The following is a 19,955-nucleotide window of genomic DNA, read 5'->3' as shown; positions in this document are numbered from 1 at the left end:
CCACATCAAGGCCCCGGTTGGGGCGCAGGGGCATAAGAGGACGATGACACAGAGCACCAGTCACGCCGATGTGGTGATCGTGGGCACCGGGCACGGCGGTTCGCAGGCGGCGATCGCGCTGCGCCAGCAAGGCTATGAGGGCACCATCCTGATGATCGGGCGCGACCGCGCCCCGCCCTATGAGCGCCCGCCGCTGTCCAAGGAGTATCTCGCCGGCGACAAGGGCTTCGAGCGGATCATGATCCGCCCTGAAAGCTTCTGGGCCGACAAGCAGATCGGCCTGCGCCTCGGTGCGGCGGTCAGCGCGATCGATCCACACGCGCACCGGCTCACCCTCACCGATGGCGCTGCGGTGACCTATGGCACGCTGATATGGTCGGCCGGGGGCGATCCGCGCCGCCTGCCGGTGCCGGGGGCGGTGCTGCCGCAGGTCTTCTATGTGCGCGACAAGGCCGATGCCGATGCGATGATGGCCGCGCTTGCCGCCGGGGCGCGGCGCGCGGTGGTGATCGGCGGGGGCTATATCGGGCTCGAGGCCGCCGCGGTGCTGCGAAAGCTCGGCTGCGCGGTGACGCTGGTCGAGCTGCTGCCCCGCCTGCTCGCGCGGGTGGCGGGCGAGGAGATCGCCGCCTTCTTCGCCGATGCGCACCAGCGCCACGGGGTTGACCTCAGGCTCGGGCAGGGCGTGCGCGCGGTGCTGGGCGAGGAGGCTGGTCGGGTCACCGGCGTCAGGCTCGAGAGCGGCGAGGAGATCGCCTGCGACATGGTGGTGGTGGGCATCGGCATCGTGCCCGCGGTGGCGCCGCTGATCGCTGCCGGGGCGGCGGGCACCAACGGGGTGGATGTCGATGAGTTCTGCCGCACCACGCTCGATGACATCTATGCCATCGGCGATTGCGCCGCCCATGCCAATCCCTTTGCCGATGGCGCGGTGATCCGGCTCGAATCGGTGCAGAACGCGCATGACATGGCGCTGGTGGCGGCCAAGGCGATTCTGGGCCGGCCCGAACCCTATCACGCCCTGCCGTGGTTCTGGTCGAACCAGTATGACATCCGCCTCCAGACCGCCGGGCTGAGCCTCGGCCATGACCAGACCGTGGTGCGCGGCGATCCGGCGAGCGGCAAGTTCACCGTTGCCTATCTCAAGGCCGGCCGGCCGATCGCCTTTGATTGCGTCAACACCACCAAGGACTATGTCCAGGCGCGCAAGCTGCTCGAAAGCAGGGTGGGCCGGATCGATCCGGCGCTGCTCGCTGATCCCGAGGTGGCGCTCAAGGATCTCGCCTGAGCCGCGCGAGCGCCCAGCGCGCGGCCTCGGCCACCACTTCATCGGGATCGGCAGTGAGCGCTTCGACCTGGGGGACAAGCGCCCTATCGCCGCTGTTGCCCGCGGCATAAAGGCAGTTGCGGATGAAACGATCTCGCCCGATGCGCTTGATCGGTGAGCCGGAAAAGAGCTGGCGGAAGCCCGCATCATCGAGCGCGAGCAGCTCGGCGAGGCGCGGGGCGACCAGTTCGGCGCGCGGCAGGAATTCGCGCATCGCCTGGGCTTGGCTCGCAAACTTGTTCCACGGGCACACCGCCAGGCAATCATCGCAGCCATAGATGCGGTTGCCCAGCAGCGGGCGCAGCGCCTCGTCCACCGGCCCCTTGTGCTCGATGGTGAGGTAGGAGATGCAGCGCCGCGCATCGAGCCGGTAGGGCGCGGGGAAGGCCGCGGTGGGGCAGGCATCGAGGCAGGCGCGGCACGATCCGCACTGGTCGCGCTGCGGCGCGCTGGGGGCCAGATCGAGCGTTGTGTAGATCGCCCCCAAAAACAGCCAGCTGCCATGGCTGGGGCTGACAAGGTTGGTGTGCTTGCCCTGCCAGCCGATCCCGGCGGCCTCGCCCAAGGGCTTTTCCATCACCGGGGCGGTATCGACAAACACCTTGACTTCAGCCCCCGGCGCCTCGGCCACCAGCCAGCGGGCGAGCGCCTTGAGGCGCTTTTTCACCACATCGTGATAATCGCGAGCCTGGGCGTAAACCGAGATGCGCCCATGCGCACGCGCGCCTTCGAGCGCCAGCGGATCGTGGGCCGGGGCATAGCTCATGCCCAGCGCGATCACGCTCCGCGCCGCGGGCCACAGGCCCTGGGGCGCGGCGCGCTCAGCCAGGCGCCGGGCCATCCATTCCATCGTGCCGTGGTGGCCTTCCGCCACCCATTGGGCAAGGCGGGCGCTGCGCTCTGCGTCGTGCGCGGCCGGGGCGATCCCGCACACGGCAAAGCCTTGCGCGCGCGCCTCCTCAGCCAGTCTGGCGCCAAGGCTTGCCGCGGCGTTAACCATGCTTGGAGAGGCTCCCGTTTAATCCTGCCGGCTAACCGCCTAGGCCATGGACATGGCGGTTAGCAATTTTCTCGGCGCGGCGCATGGGACCTCAGGTTTTGCCGCCATTCCCGCCGATGCGCGGCCTCTGGCGATCGAGGCGCGCGGCCTCGTCAAGAGCTTCGATGGCACCCGCGCGGTCGATGGGGTGGACATCACCGTCCCCGAAGGCGCGATCTACGGCATCCTCGGCCCCAATGGCGCGGGCAAGACCACCACCTTGCGGATGCTGCTCGGCATCATCGATCCCGATGCCGGCGTGCGCCGGGTGTTCGGGCATGATCGCCCGCATGATATCGGTCGGCTGATCGGCTATCTGCCCGAGGAGCGCGGGCTTTACCCGGCGATGAAGGCGATCGAGGCGATCGCCTTCATGGGGGCGCTCAGGGGCCTGCCGCTCAAGGAGGGGCGCAGGCGCGCCGCGGAACTCCTCGAACGCCACGGGCTGGCCCATGCGGCGCAGCGCCAGATCCGCCAGCTTTCCAAGGGCATGGCCCAGACCGTGCAGCTTCTGGGCACGCTCGTCCACCGCCCGCGGCTGGTGGTGCTCGACGAGCCCTTCTCCGGGCTCGATGCGATCAACCAGGGCAAGCTTGAACAATTGATCCGTGCGCTCGCCGAGGATGGGGTGACGGTGATCTTCTCCACCCACGTGATCCACCATGCCGAACGCCTGTGCGAGGGCGTGGCGATCATCGCCGGCGGCAAGGTGCCCTATGCCGGCTCTGTCGAGGCGGCGCGCGACCGCATCCCGGCGCAGGTGCGGCTCGAGACCCGCGCGCGCGAAGGGGCGTGGATGGCCGCGCTCCCGCCCGAAACCCGGCGGAGCGGCGATTTCTTCCACTTCCCCCTGCCGGCCAGCGGGATCGAGCCGCTGCTGCGCTGCCTGATCGAGGGCGAGGCGGGGATCCGCTCGCTTTCGATCGAGCGGGCTGGCCTCCACGATGCCTTTGTCGCCATCGCCGGCGAGGCCGCCGCGCGCCAGATGCAGGCCGACAGCGAAGGGAGCCGCGCATGAGCATGAGCGCCGATCTGCCCGCCCGCCCGCGCCTTTCCGCGCTCGAGGCCGCCTGGGTGATCGCCCGGCGCGATTTCCTCGCGGTGCTGATGAGCCGGGCCTTCCTGTTCTTCCTGCTCGGGCCGCTGTTCCCGGTGATCGTTGGCGCGCTCGCCGGCAGCATCGGTGGGCAGGTGCAGCGCGAGGCGGTGAGCATCGAGGTGGGCCTGGCCATGGCCCCGGCGGATAATGCCGCGATGCTGGCCGCGCGCGCGGGCCTTGCGCCCCAGCTTGGCGGGGCCTTGCCGCTGCTGGTCGAGGTGCCCGAGGCGAGGGGCAATCCCGGCTTTGATGCGCGCGCCTTCATGGAGGCGCGGCGCGGCAATTATGCCGCGATCCTCACCGGCACCCCGCAAGCGCCGCGGCTGGTGGGCACCGAAAGCCAGATCGCCCGCTGGCAGGGCCCGGTTGGTCTCATCGCCGGCAGCGCGCTGGCCGCGGCGCCGACGCGCTTTCCCCCGGTTGCCGCCGAGGTGGTGGCGACCAGCGCGGCGGCCGAACGCTCCACCCGCATCCACACCGCGCAGATCGCGCAGATGGCGCTGTTCCTGCTCACCATGCTGCTGGCGGGCATGGTGCTGTCCAACCTGGTTGAGGAAAAGGCCAACAAGATCATCGAGATTCTCGCTGCTGCCATTCCCATGGACGCGGTCTTCATGGGCAAGCTCCTGGCCATGCTCGCGGTCTCCTTCGTCGGCATTGCCGTGTGGGCGGGCATCGCCGGGGGGCTGTGGGCGCTGGGCGGGGCAGCGATTGCCAAGGTCACCGGCTTCGATCCGGCGGCCCTGCCCGCGCCCGCGGTGGGCTGGCCGCTCTTCATCCTCCTTGGGATCGTCTATTTCGCCATGGCCTATCTGCTGCTCGGCGCGCTGTTCCTCACCATCGGGGCGATGGCGACCACGGTGCGCGAGGTGCAGACCCTGTCGATGCCGGTCACGATGATGCAGCTGATGGTGTTCTTCCTGGCTGCCTACACCATCAAGCAACCCGGATCGGGGCTGGAGCTGGCGGCGATCGCCTTCCCGCTGTCCTCGCCCTTTGCCATGCTGGCGCGCGCGGCGATGGAGCCGGCGCTGTGGACCCATGCGCTCGCGCTCGCCTGGCAGGGGCTGGCGGTGGTGGCGCTTATCAAGGCCGGATCGCTGCTGTTCCGCAAGCGGGTGATGAAATCGGGCGGGGCCGGGCGCGCGCCGCGCGGGCGCCGGGCCAAGGGCTGGAAGGCGGCCTGATCGGTCGCAAATCGCAACCCATATTGACATTGGTGTCAGTTGCGGCAGGATGCGACTCGTGAAGGGAGCGGCCCACTCCAGAGGCTGCCCGACGGGAGAGAGACATGGCCACCATTGCCCCGCCCAGCCCGATTGCGCGCCCGCAGGTGCGCCGCGCCCCCAGCGCCTATGAGGCGCTCAAGGCCCATTTTGCCGCCCATCCCGAGGAGCGCCTGCACCACCCCCATCCCTGGGACGTGAGCCGCTCGGACATCTATTTCGAGGACACCTGGCAGCCGATCTTTGCCGAGATGCGCAAGGCCGGGCCGCTCCACTACATCCCCGAAAGCCCCTATGGTCCCTATTGGGCGGTGGTCAGCCACAAGGCGATCCAGCATATCGAGGCCCTGCCCGAGACCTTCTCCTCGAGCTGGGAATATGGCGGGATCACCATTCTGGAACGGCCCGATGATGCTGAGCTGGCCGAGATGGGGCTGGAGCGGCGCGAGCTGCCGATGTTCATCGCCATGGACCGGCCCCAGCACACCGGCCAGCGCCGCACCGTGGCGCCCAAGTTCACCCCTTCGGCGGTGGCCGACATGGAGGCCGAGATCCGGGCGCGCACCGGCGAACTGCTCGATTCGCTCCCGCGCGGGGAAGTGTTCGACTGGGTCGACAAGGTCTCGATCGAGCTGACCACGGGGATGCTGGCGATCCTTTTCGGCTTCCCCTGGGAAGACCGCCGCTTGCTCACCTTCTGGTCGGACTGGTCGGGCGATACCGAGCTTGCCACCGTGCGCGAGCTTGATGAGCTGCGCTGGCAGATCCTCCACGAGATGGCGGCCTATTTCCAGTCGCTGTGGGTCGAGCGGTCGATGGCCAAGGAGCCGGGCGATGATCTCATCTCGATGATGATCCACTCCCCGGCGATGAACCAGATGCGGCCCGAGGAATTCATGGGCAACCTGGTGCTGCTGATCGTCGGCGGCAATGACACCACCCGCAACACCATGAGCGGGATCATCCATGCGATGGACCGCTTCCCCGAGCAGCGCAAGCTGTTCGAGGAACACCCCGAACTCATCCCCAACGCGGTGCAGGAATGCCTGCGCTACCAGACCCCGCTGGCCCACATGCGCCGCACCGCTACCGAGGACACCGAGGTCTTCGGCCAGACCATCCGCAAGGGTGACAAGGTGGTGCTGTGGTATATCAGCGCCAACCGCGACGAGGAGGTGTTCGATAACCCCGACGTGCTCGACATCACCCGCGAGAACGCCCGGCGCCACCTGGCCTTCGGCTATGGCATCCACCGCTGTGTCGGCGCGCGTCTGGCCGAGCTGCAATTGCGCGTGCTGCTCGAGGAACTGCACAAGCGGCGGATGCGCGTCCACGTGGCGGGCGAGGTCGAGCGGGTGCGCGCCAATTTCGTCCACGGCTTCCGCAAGCTCGAGGTCGAGATCACCCGCTTTTGAGCCGGGGGTGAAACCTGCCGCGGGGCGCGGGCGTATCAGGGGGGCAAGGCGAGGCCTTGCCTCAAGGAGATCGTGATGTTGCCCCCACGCCTCAGCCGCCGCCGCCTCATTGCCCTCGGCGCCGCCCTGCCGCTGCTGGGCGCCTGCAGCGCCGCCCCGGCCGCGGCCAAATCTTTTCCCAAGGCGAGGAGCGAGGCCGAATGGCGGCGCGTACTGACGGCCGAGCAGTTCTATGTGCTGCGCCGGGCCGGCACCGAGCGCGCCTTCACCTCGCCGCTCAATGGCGAGAAGCGCAAGGGCGCCTTCGTGTGCGTCGGCTGCGCCAATCCGCTCTATTCATCCGCGCACAAATATGACAGCGGCACCGGCTGGCCGAGCTTCTGGCGCGCGATCGACAAGGGCGCGGTCGGCACCAGCACCGATTACCTGATCGGCTATCCGCGCACCGAGGTGCATTGCGCCGATTGCGGCGGGCACCTGGGGCACATCTTCGGCGATGGCCCGCCCCCCACCGGCAAGCGCCACTGCATCAACGGTGTCGCGCTCCGCTTCGTGCCGGCTTAGCCGGTGAGCAGTTCGGGCGCCTGGAGCCGCGCGGCGAGCCGGGCGAAATCGCCGAGGGTGAAGGTGTCGTCGAACACCACGCCATAATGCCGCTCGCGCCGCCAGCGCACCTTGGCGCGCACCGCGCGCGGCGTTCCTTGCGCATCGGGCAGATCGAGCTGCACCGCCTGGTCGATCGCCAGCAGGCTCTCGCACGCCAGCCTGGCGCCCTGCTGCGAGAGGTTCTCGACCCGCACCATTTGCTCGCCCGCCGAGCTGCGCAGCCGCACCGGCAGGCTGACCGACAGCCTGAGGCCGCGCTTGGGATAGTCGCTCGCCTCGTTGACCAGCGCCTCGACCGCGACCGGAGCGCTGAGGAAGCGAAAGCCCGCCTCGTTGCCGCGGTGCCACACCCGGCCGATGGGATAGATCGCGCCGGCGGGCATGTGCAGTTCCAGCGCCTCGCCGGCGGGAAGATCGTGGAACAGCCTGACGCTTACCCCGGTCTCGGAAACATCGCGGATGACGCAGACGAATTCGTCGGTGCTCGAGACCAGCTTGGCGGCGCGGATCAGCAGCGTGACGCGCGGGGCGGCGCGCTGTTCTGCGCCCGCATTGCCGTCCGGCGCGCCCGCAGGCGCTGCGCACATCGCCGATGAAGCCGCCTTGTCCATGCCAGTTCGCCCCTTACCCGCCGCGCCGGGGTGCAGCGCCAGCGGGACGCGGTGATCCCATGCTCAACCCAGCGGGATAGGAACAAAGACGTTAAAAGCCGGCTAATCGCGCGCCCCCCTTGTTCCAGCGGGCGCACATGCGTGGTGCGGGCGGCGGGACTCGAACCCGCACGAGCCAAGCTCAGGGGATTTTAAGTCCCCGGCGTCTGCCATTCCGCCACGCCCGCCTTGGCTGAGGCCCTTGCCACAGGTGGCCCCGCGATGGCCAGCGCTTGCCAGCACCCGGGCGAGCCCCCATGTGGAGGAAGGTGGGCCGGCGTGGGCCCGGACGCAGGCACAGGGGCACAGGGGCAATGGCGGGCGCGGGCGATGAGGCAGGCCACGGAGTGCTCGCCACGATCGAGCCGGCGATCACCCTGCTTGGCCTTGGCATCCTTGCCGCGCTTGTCGCCCGGGCCGTGAGGCTCAATCCGATCGTCGGCTATCTCGGGCTGGGGCTGGCGCTCGCAAGCCTTGGCATGGCCGAGGATTTCCGCGGCCCGGTGGTCGCTGCCATGGCCGAGGCGGGGGTGATGTTCCTGCTGTTCAACCTCGGCCTTCATTTCTCGCTCGGGCGCATCCGCGCCGAGGCCGGCACGATCTTCGGCTTCGGGGCGCTGCAGATGCTGGTGGCGGGCGGGGCCTTTGCCCTCATCCTTGCCGCCTTCGGCCTGCCGGCGGGCTTTGCGGTGATCGCCGGCTTTGCGCTCGGCCTTTCGTCCACCGCGGTGGTGATCGGCCTCATCCGCGAGCGCGGGCAGGAGGATTGCCCGGTCGGGCGCGCGGCGCAGGCGATCCTGATCTTCCAGGATATCGCCGCGATTCTCCTGTTGGTGGCGGCCGGGGCGCTCGCCGATGGTGGGGCGCTCGCCCCGGCGCTCGGCCTGGCCGCGGCCAAGGCGCTTGCGGCCTTCGCCATCGCGGTGCTCTTTGCCCGCTATCTCACCGAGCCGCTGTTTGCCCTGATCGCGCGGGCGGGCACCACCGAGGTCTATACCGCCACCGCGCTGTTCCTGGCGCTGGCGGCGGGCTGGGCCACCGGCATGGCCGGCCTGTCGCTCACCCTCGGGGCCTTTCTCGGCGGCATGGCGGTGGCCGATTCGCGGTACCGCATCCTGGTGCAGACCGAGATCGACGCCTTTCGCGGGCTGTTCCTCAGCTTCTTCTTCATCTCGGTCGGGCTCGGGATCGATCCGGCGCTGCTGGTCGAGGACTGGCCGCTGGTGCTGGCGATCACGCTGGGGCTGATCCTGGTCAAATGCGCCGTCAACGTGATCGCCGCGCTGATGAACCGCTGGTCGGTGCCCGGCTCGATCCAGCTCGGCTTTCTCATCGGGCAGGGGAGCGAGTTCGCGCTGGTGCTGCTGGCGCTGCCGGCGGTGGCGGGGCTGGCCGAGCCGCGCCTGATCGCCGCGCTGGTGACCGCGATCGCGATCAGCCTTGCGGCAACCCCGCTGGTCTCCAACCTCGGGCGCAGGCTTGCCGGGCACCTGCGGCGCGGCCCGCCCGATCGCCCCCTTGCCGGCGAGGACGCGCCGGTGGTGATCATCGGCATGACCGCGGCCGGGCGCGCGCTCGCCGATGCGCTCACCTTCAACCACATCGCCTATCTCGCGCTCGAGCCGGAGGAGGCGCGCTTCCGCATGGCGCTGGCCGATGGCTACCCCGTCCACCGCGCCAATCCCGCCGATCCGCGCAGCTGGGAGGCGATCGGGATGGCTCGGCGGCAGGTGGTGGTGGTGGCGACCGGAGCGACCGAGCCGAGCCGTGCGCTCACCCCGCTGATCGCCGCGCGCGTGCCCGATCTGGTGCGGATCATCGCCGTGCCCGGCGCCGAGGCGGCGCGCGAGATGGACGCGCTCGGGCTGGTGCCGGTGGACATGAGCCAGAGCGGCGGGCGCGAGAAGCTCATTGACCTCGTCTTTGCCGCACTCGGGCATGAGCGCGCCCTGCCGGTGCCGGGCCTCGCGCAGGACAGCACCCCGCAGCCGCTCGCCGCGTGAGAGGCGCGAGGGACGCGCCAATGTTTCACGTGAAACATTGGCTATCGCGCCCAAGGCGCACCCGCCTGCCTGGCGGCGCGCGCGGGCTACTTGGCGTTCAGGCGCTCGCGGATTTCCTTGCCGGCCTTGAAATAGGGCACGCGCTTTTCCGGCACCGCCACGGCCTCACCCGTGCGCGGGTTGCGACCCGTGCGCGCCTCGCGCTCGCGGGTGGAAAAGGCGCCAAAGCCGCGCAGCTCGACCCGGCCCCCTTCGGCGAGACGCTGGGCGATCTCGTCGAAGAAGATGTCCACCACCTGCTCGATTTCCTCGGCGCGCAGCTCAGGATTGTCCTTGTGGAGTTCCTGCAGCAATTCCGATCTGATCATCTCGATCTCCCGGCACCTGCGCGCGGATATGCCGGCGTGCAGGCGCCCTTGCGGGTTGCCCCTGTGCTTTTGTCCCGATGCGCCCGCGACCCTTGCGGCGCCCCCTCATCCTTGACGGCGAGGCGCTGCGACCACTCGCCCTGCCGACGCGCAAGATAGTGTCACACTTGGGCAATCGGCGCAACCTGCACAAATGTCAGCAAGGCGTGGCCGATCACACCCTTTCGGCAAGGTCGGCCGGATCGAGCCCCAGGCGCCGCATCCGCCGCAGGATCTCGGGCCATTCCTCGCGCAGGAAGGCCTCGCGCTCGGCTGCGCGCAACCGTTCGGCGGCGCCGCGCACCACATACATGCCCACCCCGCGCTGCACCGCGACGAGGCCATCGTTCTGGAACTGCTGATAGGCCTTGGCGACGGTGAGCGGATTGGCCCCCTGCTCGGCCGCGAGCGCGCGCACCGAGGGGAGCATCTCGCCCTCGGCATAGATCCCGTCGATGATCGCCGCGGCGATCTGATCGCGCAGCTTGAGATAGACCGGGCGGTTGGCGCTCATCAGGTGCTTCAGTGCCATAATACAGCCATGCGGTCAATTTATTTGCGTGCCCGCCTCCGCGGGCACCTCCTCGGGGCTGTTCCTTCGCTTCGCTACGGGCCCCTGCGGGCGCGCGTTTGCGCTTGCGGCCCGTCGATTGCCGGGCCGGGGCTGCTGCATCTCGCCGTGCTGCATGGGCACGCCCTGCATGGAAAGGGCAGGGCCAGGGCCGTGTCGTTTCCCGCCCGCGCAACAAAAGCTTCACAAGCGCGAGGCAGCCGCTAGGGTGCGCGGCCAGCGAAGCGCGGCCGGAGCGGCGCGCACAAGGGACAAGATTTTCGCATGGCCACTGCTGAACTTCCGCACGGGGACAGCGCCGGGACTTTCCTCGGCCATCCCAAGGGACTGTTCGTCCTCTTCTTTGCCGAGATGTGGGAGCGCTTTTCCTATTACGGGATGCGCGCCCTCCTGATCTTCTACCTCACCAAGCACTGGCTGTTTTCCGATGCCGAGGCGGGGGTGATCTACGGCGCCTACACCGCGCTCGTCTATATCACCCCGGTGCTCGGCGGCTATCTGGCTGACAAATATCTGGGCCAGAGGAAGGCCGTGACCTATGGCGCGGTGCTGTTGACCTTCGGGCACTTCCTCATGGGCTTTGAAGGCAATGGCGGGCAGGATGCGGCCAGCCTCAACATCTTCTGGCTGGCGCTCGCCTTCATCATCGTCGGCTCAGGGTTCCTCAAGGCCAATATCTCGGTGATCGTCGGGCAGCTTTATCCCCGCACCGATGTGCGGCGCGACGGGGCCTACACGATCTTCTACATGGGCATCAACCTGGGCGCGGCGATCGGGTCGCTGCTGTGCGGCTACCTCGGCGAGACCTATGGCTGGGCCTATGGCTTCGGCGCGGCGGGCGTGGGGATGCTGCTTGGCCTCATCGTCTTTGTCGGGTTCAAGCCGCTGCTGCTCGGCCGCGGCGAGCCGCCGATCGCGCTTTCGCGGGGCACCGAATGGGGCCTTTATGCGCTCGGCATCCTCGCGGTGGGCGCGTGCTGGTGGATGGTGCAGAACCAGGCGATCGTGGGCACGCTGCTCGGCGCCGCCGGGGCGGTGCTGGTCGCCTATGTGCTGTTCATCGCGGTGGTGCGCCTGCCCGCGCATGATCGTGACCGCATCTTTGCCGCGCTGTTCCTGATCATCGGCTCGATCCTGTTCTGGGCGCTGTTCGAACAGGCCGGCTCCTCCCTCAACCTCTACACCGATCGCTATGTCGATCGTGCCGGCGTGCCGGCCTCGGTGTTCCAGTCGGTGAACGCGATCTACATCGTGCTGCTCGCCCCGCTCTTTGCAACGCTGTGGACCTGGCTCGGGCGCCGGGGGCTTGAGCCTTCGGCCCCGGCCAAGTTCGGCCTGGCGCTGATCCAGCTGGGCGCGGGCTTCCTCGTGCTGGTGGCGGGCGCGGCGACGGGCGATCTTACCCCGGTGCTGTTCATCTTCCTCATCTACCTGCTCCACACCACCGGTGAGCTGTGCCTTTCGCCCGTGGGCCTTTCGGCGATGAACCGCCTCGCGCCCGCGCACATGGCGAGCCTCATCATGGGCACCTGGTTCTTCGCCTCGGCCACCGGCAATTTCGTCGCCGGGCTGATCGCCGCGGCGACCGGATCGGAGCGGGCGAGCGGCGAGGGCGCGGGCCAGCAGGTGGTGCTCGACGTCTATAGCCAGATCGGCTGGATCGCGGTGGCGGTGGGCGTTGGCGTGCTGGTGGTCAGCCCGCTGATCAAGCGTCTGATGCACCTTGACACCCTCAGGGATGACAGCCCGGCCGGCACCGACATGCCTGCCGCGGACGAGGCCTATCCCGCCCCGCGCCCGGCCGAGTAGGGCAAGCCGCCAACAGCAATCGACCAGCGGCATGGACAAGCCCCCCGCTTCCCGGCATAGCTCATCGCCGGGAAACGGGAAGGGCTTGTGATGACACCACACACACCGCGGCGCGCCCGCTGGGGCGCGCTTGTGATGCTGGCGGGCGCGCTCGCGCTCAGCCTTGGCGCCGGCGCGCTCGAAGCGCGCGAGAAGGACAAGAAGAAGGGCAAGGACGCAGCCGATACGCCCACCCTCGTCGCCAAGAAGGAGGCCGAGGGCGTCTTCCCCTCGACCTACAGGCCCTATCCCGGCATCGCCACCGCGATCCGCGGCGCCACCATCTTCGATGGCCGCGGCGGGCAGATCGACAATGGCGTGGTCTTCATGAGCGGAGGCAAGATCGTCGCCGTGGGCGGGCCGGACACCCCGATCCCGGCGGACATTGCCGTGCTTGATGGCACGGGCAAGTTCGTCACCCCCGGGATCATCGACATCCATTCGCACCTTGGCGACTATCCCACCCCGGCGGTGCAGGCCCATTCGGATGGCAACGAGGCGACCAGTCCCACCACTCCCGAGGTCTGGGCCGAACATTCGGTCTGGCCGCAAGACCCGGGCTTCACCCGCGCGCTCGCCAATGGCGGGGTCACCGCCCTGCAGATTCTGCCCGGTTCGGCCAACCTGATGGGCGGGCGCTCGGTCACGCTCAAGAACGTGCCCGCGCGCACGGTGCAGGGGATGAAGTTTCCCGGCGCGCCCTATGGCTTCAAGATGGCCTGCGGCGAAAACCCCAAGCGTGTCTATGGTGGCAAGGGGCGGATGCCTTCGACCCGGATGGGCAATTTCGCCGTCAACCGCAGCACCTGGCTCGCTGCGATCGACTATGCCAACAACAAGGAGGCCAAGCGCGATCTGGCCAAGGAGACGCTGGTGGGCGTGCTCAAGGGCGAAATCCTCGTCCACAACCATTGCTACCGCGCCGACGAGATGGCCCTGGTGCTCGATATGGCCAAGGAGATGGGCTACAAGGTCTCGACCTTCCACCACGCGGTCGAGGCCTACAAGATCGGCGATCTGCTGCGCGAGAATGACGTGTGCAGCGCGATCTGGGCCGATTGGTATGGCTTCAAGATGGAAAGCTATGACGGCATCCTTGAAAATGCCGCCTTCCTCCAGCGCGAGGGCGCCTGCGTGGTGATCCATTCCGATGATGCCAATGATATCCAGCGGCTCAACCAGGAAGCGCGCAAGGCGCAGAAGGCCGGGCAGCGGCTGGGGATCGACATTCCCGATGGCGTGGCGATCCAGTGGATCACCTACAACCCGGCCAAGGCCATGGGCATTGCCGAAATGACCGGCAGCCTCGAGCCGGGCAAGATGGCCGATGTGGTGCTGTGGAACGGCCACCCGCTCTCGGTCTATTCGCGGCCCGAAAAGGTGTGGATCGACGGGGCGCTGATGTTCGATGCCACCAACCCCAAGCTGCGCCCGGTGAGCGATTTCGAGCTCGGCCAGCCCGGTGAAGGAGACGTGAAATGAAGCGCCTTCTTGCCGCGGCGCTGAGCTCCTGCGCGCTCGCGCTTGCCGCCGCCCCGGCCCTGGCGCAGGACGTGACCATCACCAATGCCCGGCTGGTGATCGGCGATGGTTCTGAACCGATCGCGAACGGCACCGTGGTCGTGCGCGGCGGCAGCGTCGTCTATGCCGGGCCGGCCGGCGGCGCGCCCAGCGCAGGCGAGACGGTGGATGCCGCCGGGGCCTGGGTCACCCCGGGGCTGTTCGCCACGGTGACGACGCTCGGCCTTGCCGATGTCTCTGCGGTGGGCGAATCGAACGATATCACCGCCCGCTCCGCGCCCTTCAGCGCCGCGCTCGATGCCGCGGCGATCATCAACCCGGCCTCGCAGCACATTCTCGTCCACCGCGCCGCCGGAATCACCCGCGCGGCCACCACCACCCTGCCCTCTGGCTCGATCTTTGCCGGCCAGGGGGCGCTCATCGATCTTGATGGCGATGGGCAGGCGGTGATGCAGCCGCGCGCCTTCCAGATGGTGGCGCTGGGCGAGGGCGGGGCCGAACTGGCCGGCGGCAGCCGCGTCGCTGCCCATGTGCTGCTGCGCGCCGCGCTGCGCGAGGCCGAGGCGCTGGTCGGGCGCACGGGCACTCCGCAGACCACCGAGATCGCCCGCGGCGATGACCTGTTCCTCGGCCGCTTCGATGCCGAGGCACTGGTGCCGGTGGTGACCGGGCGGCAAAAGCTCTATGTCGCTGCCGAGCGTGCCGCCGATATCCGCGCGGTGCTGGCGATCAAGCGCGATTTTCCCAGGCTCGATCTGGTGCTGGTGGGGGCGAGCGAGGGCTGGCTGGTGGCCGATGCGATTGCCGCAGCCGGGGTGCCCGTGATCGCCAATGGCCTTACCGACCTGCCCGAGAGCTTCGAGCAACTGGGCGCCACCCAGTCCAATGCCGGGCGCCTCGCGCGCGCCGGGGTGAAGGTGGCGATCAATGCCGGGAGCCTCCAGGATCCGCGCCGGTTGCAGCAGGTGGCGGGCAATCTCGTCGCGCTCACCCGCGTGCCGGGGGCGAGCGGGATGAGCTGGGGCGCGGCCTTTGCCGCGATCAGCTCGGTCCCGGCCGAGATCAGCGGCCTCGGCGGCAAGGCCGGGGTGTTGAAGCCCGGGGCGCTCGGGGATGTGGTGATCTGGGATGGCGATCCGCTCGAAGTCGGCTCGGTGCCCACCAGGGTCTATATCGGGGGCGTCAAGCAGGATCTCACCAACCACCAGACCCGCCTGCGCGACCGCTATCTTGATCTTGACGAGAGCGATCGGCCCAAGGCCTTCGACTGGTAGGCAGGCGGGCGGCGCGTGCTATAAGGCCCTCCGGATCAAGCATCCGGGGGAGCATTAATGGACAGCGCCATCGCCAACCTCATCGCCGCCAACATCGCCTTTGTCGGCTCGCACCTTGCCATGTCGCATCCCCTGCGCGGCGCCATGGTCAAGGCGCTGGGGGCGAGCGGGTTCCAGATCGGCTACAGCCTCGTCAGCCTCGCGGCGCTCGCCTGGGTCTATTTCGCCTTCATCGCCGCGCCGGGGGCCGATCTTCCCGGCTCGGGCGAGGCGGGCTGGGTGCTCGCCACCCTGCTCACCTGGCCGGCGATGGTGCTGCTGGCCGGCTCGCTCGCGGGCAATCCGGCGCTGCCCACGCCCCAGGCCGAGGCCCAGGCCCGGGCCGAGCCGCGGGGCGTTTTCCGCGTCACCCGCCACCCGATGATGTGGGGGATCGGCCTGTGGGCGGCATCGCATCTGGTGCTGTTCTGGAGCACCCGCACGATGGTGACGGCGCTCGCCATGGGCTTTCTCGCGCTGGTGGGGGCGCACCTCCAGGATGCCAAGAAGGCCGCGCAGATGGGCGCGGCCTGGGAAGAATGGTCAAGGAAGACCAGCTATTGGCCGCGGCTCGGCCAGTTCGCGCGCGTGGGCGCGGTGCCGCTGGTGGCGGGCACGGTGCTGTGGCTGGGGGCAAGCTGGCTGCACCTGTGGCGCGCCGGCATCCCCGCGGGGGTGTGGAAGTGGCTGGGCTGACTGGTTGAAGCTTGGGTAGCTAGCGCAGTTCCTTGCTTTTCGGAGTGAGCCTGGGCCGATGGCCAGTAATCTCATGGGCTTGATTGCGGGTTTGCGTTTTCCATGTCTTCACGCTTTTATTTGTGTGATTTGCCAACTCGACAGCTAAAATATGCTCTTGTTCGTATCGAGCAAGTATTTCCTTCTTGAGCAAATCAACATAGTTCTTCTTATTCTCAATCTTTTCACTGAAAAATATACCAAGAAAAACTGCCAGAGCCATGACCAATCCGGAAATGACAGATTGAACTATGTCCAAGAGTATTGGATTTAACTCGCTCACGATTAAACTCCACTGAAAATAGGACTGCGCTTCTCGATCAGCGCCGCAACACCCTCGGCATGGTCGGCGGTGGTGTGCATCATCGCCTGGGTGTTGGCGGCAAGTTCGAGCGCGCTGTCATAGCTCATCTGCTGACCCTGGCGCAGCAGGTTCTTGGTGTGGCGCAGCGCGTGGGGCGGCATCGCGGCGATCCTGGTGGCAAGCGCGCGGGCCTCGTCCATCAGCGCCTCGGCAGGCACCACGCGGCTGACAAGCCCCCAGTCCTTGGCGGTCGCGGCATCGATCACCTCGCCGGTGTAGAACAATTCGGCCGCGCGGCTCATGCCGATTACCCGCGGCAGGATCCAGGTGCCGCCATCGCCGGGGATGATCCCGAGCTTCAAGAAGGTGACGCCAAAGCGCGCGCTTTCGGAAGCGATGCGGATGTCGGCAAGGCAGGCGACATCGCACCCGAGGCCGATCGCCGGGCCGTTGACCGCGGCGATCACCGGCACGCGCAGGCCATAGAGCGCGCGCAGCATCTGGTGGATATTGTCGCGGTAGCCATCCGAAATCGCCGGGGTGGTGCCGCCGAAGGTGCCGCTCTTGTCGCGCATCGCCTTGATATCGCCCCCGGCGCTGAAGGCCTTGCCGGCCCCGGTGAGGATAACCACCCGGCATTCCATGTCGCGGTTGAGCGCCTGGCAGGCGGCGGCAAAGGCATCGCCATCGCCCGGCGCGCCGAGCGGGTTCATCGCCTCGGGACGGTTGAAGGTGAGGATGGCGATCGGCCCTTCGCGGGCGATATCGAGCAGCGGGCTTGCGGTCATTGCGGGGGGCCTTGCGCTTTGGCGGGAGTTGCGCCAGCCTGCCTAGTGCGCAGGGGCACAAAGGGCAAGAATGGCGATCATGCGTCAGGATCGGCCCGTCACAAGAGGAGCTTCTTGAGGAGGCCCATGCCGATGCTCGCGTTGATTGCCGCCGCGCCTGCGCTCCTCGCCGCACCGCCTGCGCCTGCCCGCGAGCCATCCGCCGCGCCCGTGCCGGCGGACTGGAGCCTTGCCGCGGCGCAAGGCTCCGCGCCGGGCGCCGCCCCGCCCGAAGCGGCAGGCGAAGCCGCGCCGCCCGATCGCGAGATCGTGGTTGAGGGCGAATATGGCCCGCCCAAGCAGGACCCGATGATCGGGGTCAACGAGGAGAGCTACCGCATCTCCCAGGCGGTCGATCGCGCCGTCGTCGAGCCGGTCGCCCATGCCTATCGCGACAACCTGCCGGGGCCGCTGCGCGATGGGCTTGGCAATGTGGTCAGGAACCTTGGCGAGCCGAGCAATGCATTGAACTTCCTGCTGCAGGGCAAGGTGGGCAAGGCGTTCGAGACCTTGGGGCGCCTCGCGATCAATTCCACCCTCGGGCTTGGCGGGCTGATCGACATCGCCGCCAAGCCGGGGATCGGCCTTCCCTATCGCCGCAACGGCTTTGCCAATACCCTGGGGTATTACGGGGTCGGCCCGGGGGCCTATCTCTACCTGCCGGTGACCGGCGCGACCACGGTGCGCGATCTGTTTGGCAGCACGCTCGATCAGGCGCTGCTGCCGCTGGCGGTGGGAAGGCCCTTCAACCGCCCGGCCTATGCGGCGGGCTATTTCGTCATCAACGGGCTCGACCAGCGGCTCGCCTTTGACGAGGAGCTGGCGATGATCGCCGCCTCGGACGATCCCTACACCCTGCGACGCGAGACCTATCTTGCCAGGCGCGCGCGCGAGATCGCCGCGCTCAAGGGCGCGCCGGTGGCGGATGAGGAGGAAGAGGAAGCCGCCGAGCCGGGTGCGGACGCAGGGCCTTCCGCCGCGCCGCTGCCGCCGCACAGCCGCTTGCGGCTGCCCGAGCGCGTGCAGCTCACCGCGCCCGCCGCGCGGGTGGAGGGGCGCTAGGCGCGCGCCTCGCCCGCCGCGCTCGTCTCCACGCCGGCGCTGTTGTGCTTCAATGCCTTCAGGACCGTATCGACGATATGCGGCGCATTGAGGCCCGCCTGGTCATATTGCCTTACCGGATCGTCGTGGTCGATGAAGATGTCGGGCAGGCGCAGGGTGCGCAGCTTGAGCCCGGCATCGATGAGGCCGTGGTCGCTGGCATAGGTGAGCACATGCGCGCCAAGGCCGCCGATCGCGCCTTCCTCGACCGTGACGATCACTTCGTGGCTGCGCATGGCCCGGGCGATCAGCTCCTCATCGAGCGGCTTGGCAAAGCGCAGGTCGATCACCGTGGTCGAAAGCCCCTTGGCCTCGAGCGTGTCGGCGGCTTTCAAGGCCTCGGCAAGCCTTGCCCCCAGGGAGAGGATCGCCACCTTGCTGCCCTCGCGGATCACCCGGCCCTTGCCGATTTCGAGCTTCATCGGCACTTCGGGCAGCGGCACCCCCACCCCGTTGCCGCGCGGATAGCGGAAGGCGATGGGGCCATCATCATATTCGGCCGCGGTGTAGGTCATGTGCACCAGCTCGGCCTCATCGGCGGCGGCCATCACCACCATGTTGGGCAGGGTGGCAAGATAGGTGATGTCGAACGAGCCGGCATGGGTCGCCCCGTCGGCCCCCACCAGCCCAGCACGGTCGATGGCGAAGCGCACGGGCAGGTTCTGGATGCACACATCGTGCACCACCTGGTCATAGGCCCGCTGGAGGAAGGTGGAATAGATCGCGGCAAAGGGCCGCATCCCCTGCGCGGCGAGGCCCGCGGCGAAGGTCACCGCGTGCTGCTCGGCGATGCCGACATCGAAGGCGCGGGCAGGGTGGGCCTTGGCGAACTTGTCCACCCCCGTGCCCGAGGGCATGGCCGCGGTGATGGCGCAGATGCGCTCGTCGGTTTCGGCAAGCTTGGCCAGCGTGGTGCCGAACACGTCCTGATAGGCCGGGGCCGAGGGCGCGCTCTTGGCCTTCTCGCCGGTGACGACGTTGAACTTGGGCACGCCGTGATACTTGTCGGCGCTGTTTTCGGCCGGAGCATAGCCCTTGCCCTTCTCGGTCACGACATGGACCAGCACCGGCCCTTCGGAGGTGTCGCGCACGTTCTCGAGCACGGGCAGGAGATGGTCGAGATTGTGCCCGTCGATCGGGCCGACATAATAGAAGCCCAATTCCTCGAACAGGGTGCCGCCGGTCACCATCCCGCGGGTGAACTCCTCGGCCTTGCCGAGCGTGTCGTGCAGGCGGCGGCTCATTTTCTGGATCGCGCGGCTGGCGAGGCTGCGGATGCCGAGATATTCGGACGAGGAGACCATCCGTGCCAGATAGGCCGAAAGCCCGCCGACCGGCGGGGCGATCGACATGTCATTGTCGTTGAGGATCACGATCAGGCGGTTGCCGGCCTCGGCGGCGTTGTTCATCGCCTCATAGGCCATCCCTGCGCTCATCGCCCCATCGCCGATCACCGCGATCGCGCGCCCGGGCTTTCCCTGGAGCTTGTTGGCGATGGCAAAGCCCAGCGCCGCCGAGATCGAGGTGGAGGAATGGGCCGCGCCGAAGGGATCATATTCGCTTTCCGAGCGCTTGGTGAAGCCCGAGAGCCCGCCGCCCTGGCGCAGGGTGCGGATGCGGCTGCGCCGGCCGGTGATGATCTTGTGCGGATAGCACTGGTGACCGACGTCCCAGATCAGCTTGTCCTCGGGCGTGTTGAAGACATAGTGGATCGCCACGGTCAGCTCGACCACGCCGAGCCCCGATCCCAGGTGCCCGCCCGAGACGCTGACCGCATCGATCATTTCCGCGCGCAGTTCGTCGGCCAACTGGCGCAGCTGCTCGGGCTTCAGGCGGCGCAGATCGGCCGGCGTGTCAACCTGATCGAGCAGGGGGGTGTAAGGCGGTTGTGTCATGCCCCAGCCTTACACGGGGAAACCCGGTGTGTCGATGCGGGCTTGATCGGCGTCAATCGGGCGCGGGG

18 protein-coding genes and 1 tRNA gene are annotated in these 19,955 nt (G+C 68.2%); 11 read left to right on the top strand and 8 right to left on the bottom strand.

Going from position 1 to position 19,955, the window contains the following annotated elements:
• The first annotated feature begins 43 nt into the window (after positions 1–43).
• Positions 44–1,288 carry an NAD(P)/FAD-dependent oxidoreductase gene (locus G524_RS0108910; protein ID WP_027443407.1) on the top strand — a complete coding sequence of 415 codons (1,245 nt, stop codon included), beginning with the start codon at positions 44–46 and terminating at the stop codon, positions 1,286–1,288.
• Here G524_RS0108910 and queG read toward each other — a convergent pair.
• Complete coding sequence (gene queG / locus G524_RS0108905) at positions 1,272–2,327, bottom strand: tRNA epoxyqueuosine(34) reductase QueG (RefSeq protein ID WP_027443406.1); 1,056 nt, start codon at positions 2,325–2,327, stop codon at positions 1,272–1,274. The genes G524_RS0108910 and queG overlap by 17 nt on opposite strands.
• 46 nt (positions 2,328–2,373) lie before the next feature.
• Between queG and G524_RS0108900 the strand changes: the two genes are divergently transcribed.
• The 4 genes from G524_RS0108900 to msrB all read left to right on the top strand — a co-directional run bounded on the left by G524_RS0108900 (position 2,374) and on the right by msrB (position 6,670).
• Positions 2,374–3,384 carry an ABC transporter ATP-binding protein gene (locus tag G524_RS0108900; RefSeq protein WP_027443405.1) on the top strand — a complete coding sequence of 337 codons (1,011 nt, stop codon included), beginning with the start codon at positions 2,374–2,376 and terminating at the stop codon, positions 3,382–3,384.
• Positions 3,381–4,652, top strand: a complete 1,272-nt coding sequence (locus G524_RS0108895) for an ABC transporter permease (protein WP_051221032.1) — start codon at positions 3,381–3,383, stop codon at positions 4,650–4,652. Before G524_RS0108900 ends, G524_RS0108895 begins: the two co-directional genes overlap by 4 nt.
• A 104-nt stretch (positions 4,653–4,756) precedes the next feature.
• The gene (locus G524_RS0108890) at positions 4,757–6,106 is read left to right on the top strand and encodes a cytochrome P450 (RefSeq protein WP_027443403.1); all 1,350 of its coding nucleotides are present in this window, start codon (positions 4,757–4,759) and stop codon (positions 6,104–6,106) included.
• A 75-nt stretch (positions 6,107–6,181) separates the two neighbouring features.
• Positions 6,182–6,670, top strand: coding sequence for a peptide-methionine (R)-S-oxide reductase MsrB (msrB, locus tag G524_RS0108885; RefSeq protein WP_027443402.1), 489 nt, complete (start codon positions 6,182–6,184; stop codon positions 6,668–6,670).
• Here msrB and G524_RS15430 read toward each other — a convergent pair.
• Together G524_RS15430 and G524_RS0108875 are read right to left on the bottom strand one after the other, a co-directional pair.
• The gene (locus G524_RS15430) at positions 6,667–7,323 is read right to left on the bottom strand and encodes a PilZ domain-containing protein (RefSeq protein WP_245561333.1); all 657 of its coding nucleotides are present in this window, start codon (positions 7,321–7,323) and stop codon (positions 6,667–6,669) included. The genes msrB and G524_RS15430 overlap by 4 nt on opposite strands.
• Positions 7,324–7,465: 142 nt before the next feature.
• Positions 7,466–7,550, bottom strand: a tRNA-Leu gene (locus G524_RS0108875).
• 126 nt (positions 7,551–7,676) lie between these two features.
• Between G524_RS0108875 and G524_RS0108870 the strand changes: the two genes are divergently transcribed.
• A complete protein-coding gene (locus G524_RS0108870) occupies positions 7,677–9,365 on the top strand; it encodes a cation:proton antiporter domain-containing protein (RefSeq protein ID WP_027443401.1) in 1,689 nt (562 codons plus the stop codon).
• 86 nt (positions 9,366–9,451) lie between these two features.
• On the opposite strand, the gene G524_RS0108865 is transcribed toward G524_RS0108870, so the two are convergent.
• Positions 9,452–9,733, bottom strand: coding sequence for an integration host factor subunit beta (locus G524_RS0108865; RefSeq protein ID WP_027443400.1), 282 nt, complete (start codon positions 9,731–9,733; stop codon positions 9,452–9,454).
• A 214-nt stretch (positions 9,734–9,947) separates the two neighbouring features.
• Complete coding sequence (locus G524_RS0108860; protein WP_027443399.1) at positions 9,948–10,304, bottom strand: GntR family transcriptional regulator; 357 nt, start codon at positions 10,302–10,304, stop codon at positions 9,948–9,950.
• A 303-nt stretch (positions 10,305–10,607) separates the two neighbouring features.
• Between G524_RS0108860 and G524_RS0108855 the strand changes: the two genes are divergently transcribed.
• From G524_RS0108855 to G524_RS0108840, 4 genes are all read left to right on the top strand, one after another.
• A complete protein-coding gene (locus tag G524_RS0108855; RefSeq protein WP_027443398.1) occupies positions 10,608–12,152 on the top strand; it encodes a peptide MFS transporter in 1,545 nt (514 codons plus the stop codon).
• A 90-nt stretch (positions 12,153–12,242) separates the two neighbouring features.
• The gene (locus tag G524_RS0108850) at positions 12,243–13,673 is read left to right on the top strand and encodes an amidohydrolase (RefSeq protein WP_027443397.1); all 1,431 of its coding nucleotides are present in this window, start codon (positions 12,243–12,245) and stop codon (positions 13,671–13,673) included.
• Entirely contained in the window at positions 13,670–14,986 is a 1,317-nt protein-coding gene (locus G524_RS0108845; RefSeq protein WP_027443396.1) for an amidohydrolase family protein, read from the top strand. The genes G524_RS0108850 and G524_RS0108845 overlap by 4 nt, the downstream gene beginning before the upstream one ends.
• A gap of 57 nt (positions 14,987–15,043) precedes the next feature.
• The gene (locus G524_RS0108840; protein ID WP_027443395.1) at positions 15,044–15,721 is read left to right on the top strand and encodes an NnrU family protein; all 678 of its coding nucleotides are present in this window, start codon (positions 15,044–15,046) and stop codon (positions 15,719–15,721) included.
• A gap of 19 nt (positions 15,722–15,740) precedes the next feature.
• Here G524_RS0108840 and G524_RS16815 read toward each other — a convergent pair whose 3' ends face one another.
• On the bottom strand, positions 15,741–16,043 hold the full coding sequence (locus tag G524_RS16815; protein WP_156894052.1) for a hypothetical protein: 303 nt from the start codon (positions 16,041–16,043) through the stop codon (positions 15,741–15,743).
• A 2-nt stretch (positions 16,044–16,045) separates the two neighbouring features.
• A complete protein-coding gene (locus G524_RS0108835) occupies positions 16,046–16,852 on the bottom strand; it encodes a crotonase/enoyl-CoA hydratase family protein (RefSeq protein ID WP_036857673.1) in 807 nt (268 codons plus the stop codon).
• A 126-nt stretch (positions 16,853–16,978) separates the two neighbouring features.
• Here G524_RS0108835 and G524_RS15425 point away from each other — a divergent pair, with 126 nt between their 5' ends.
• Positions 16,979–17,953 carry an MlaA family lipoprotein gene (locus G524_RS15425; protein WP_051221030.1) on the top strand — a complete coding sequence of 325 codons (975 nt, stop codon included), beginning with the start codon at positions 16,979–16,981 and terminating at the stop codon, positions 17,951–17,953.
• On the opposite strand, the gene dxs is transcribed toward G524_RS15425, so the two are convergent.
• Positions 17,950–19,887: a 1-deoxy-D-xylulose-5-phosphate synthase gene (gene dxs / locus G524_RS0108825; protein ID WP_027443393.1), complete on the bottom strand. Its 1,938-nt coding sequence runs from the start codon at positions 19,885–19,887 to the stop codon at positions 17,950–17,952. The two genes, G524_RS15425 and dxs, sit on opposite strands and share 4 nt — an antisense overlap.
• Positions 19,888–19,955 lie beyond the last annotated feature (68 nt).

The sequence above is a fragment of the Erythrobacter cryptus DSM 12079 genome, from assembly GCF_000422985.1.
GTDB lineage: Bacteria > Pseudomonadota > Alphaproteobacteria > Sphingomonadales > Sphingomonadaceae > Erythrobacter > Erythrobacter cryptus.
Note: the sequence above shows the minus strand (reverse complement) of the source record. Positions and strands in the feature narration are given on the sequence as shown.

Excerpts from the sequence above, each read along its gene's own strand:
- G524_RS0108870 (WP_027443401.1), top strand. The coding sequence starts at position 7,677 with ATGGCGGGCGCGGGCGATGAGGCAGGCCACGGAGTGCTCGCCACGATC.
- G524_RS0108840 (WP_027443395.1), top strand. The coding sequence starts at position 15,044 with ATGGACAGCGCCATCGCCAACCTCATCGCCGCCAACATCGCCTTTGTC.
- queG (WP_027443406.1), bottom strand. The coding sequence starts at position 2,327 with ATGGTTAACGCCGCGGCAAGCCTTGGCGCCAGACTGGCTGAGGAGGCG.
- G524_RS15425 (WP_051221030.1), top strand. The coding sequence starts at position 16,979 with ATGCCGATGCTCGCGTTGATTGCCGCCGCGCCTGCGCTCCTCGCCGCA.
- G524_RS0108845 (WP_027443396.1), top strand. The coding sequence starts at position 13,670 with ATGAAGCGCCTTCTTGCCGCGGCGCTGAGCTCCTGCGCGCTCGCGCTT.
- G524_RS0108910 (WP_027443407.1), top strand. The coding sequence starts at position 44 with ATGACACAGAGCACCAGTCACGCCGATGTGGTGATCGTGGGCACCGGG.
- dxs (WP_027443393.1), bottom strand. The coding sequence starts at position 19,887 with ATGACACAACCGCCTTACACCCCCCTGCTCGATCAGGTTGACACGCCG.
- G524_RS0108850 (WP_027443397.1), top strand. The coding sequence starts at position 12,243 with ATGACACCACACACACCGCGGCGCGCCCGCTGGGGCGCGCTTGTGATG.
- G524_RS0108835 (WP_036857673.1), bottom strand. The coding sequence starts at position 16,852 with ATGACCGCAAGCCCGCTGCTCGATATCGCCCGCGAAGGGCCGATCGCC.
- msrB (WP_027443402.1), top strand. The coding sequence starts at position 6,182 with ATGTTGCCCCCACGCCTCAGCCGCCGCCGCCTCATTGCCCTCGGCGCC.
- G524_RS0108895 (WP_051221032.1), top strand. The coding sequence starts at position 3,381 with ATGAGCATGAGCGCCGATCTGCCCGCCCGCCCGCGCCTTTCCGCGCTC.
- G524_RS0108865 (WP_027443400.1), bottom strand. The coding sequence starts at position 9,733 with ATGATCAGATCGGAATTGCTGCAGGAACTCCACAAGGACAATCCTGAG.
- G524_RS0108900 (WP_027443405.1), top strand. The coding sequence starts at position 2,374 with ATGGACATGGCGGTTAGCAATTTTCTCGGCGCGGCGCATGGGACCTCA.
- G524_RS0108890 (WP_027443403.1), top strand. The coding sequence starts at position 4,757 with ATGGCCACCATTGCCCCGCCCAGCCCGATTGCGCGCCCGCAGGTGCGC.
- G524_RS0108855 (WP_027443398.1), top strand. The coding sequence starts at position 10,608 with ATGGCCACTGCTGAACTTCCGCACGGGGACAGCGCCGGGACTTTCCTC.
- G524_RS15430 (WP_245561333.1), bottom strand. The coding sequence starts at position 7,323 with ATGGACAAGGCGGCTTCATCGGCGATGTGCGCAGCGCCTGCGGGCGCG.
- G524_RS0108860 (WP_027443399.1), bottom strand. The coding sequence starts at position 10,304 with ATGGCACTGAAGCACCTGATGAGCGCCAACCGCCCGGTCTATCTCAAG.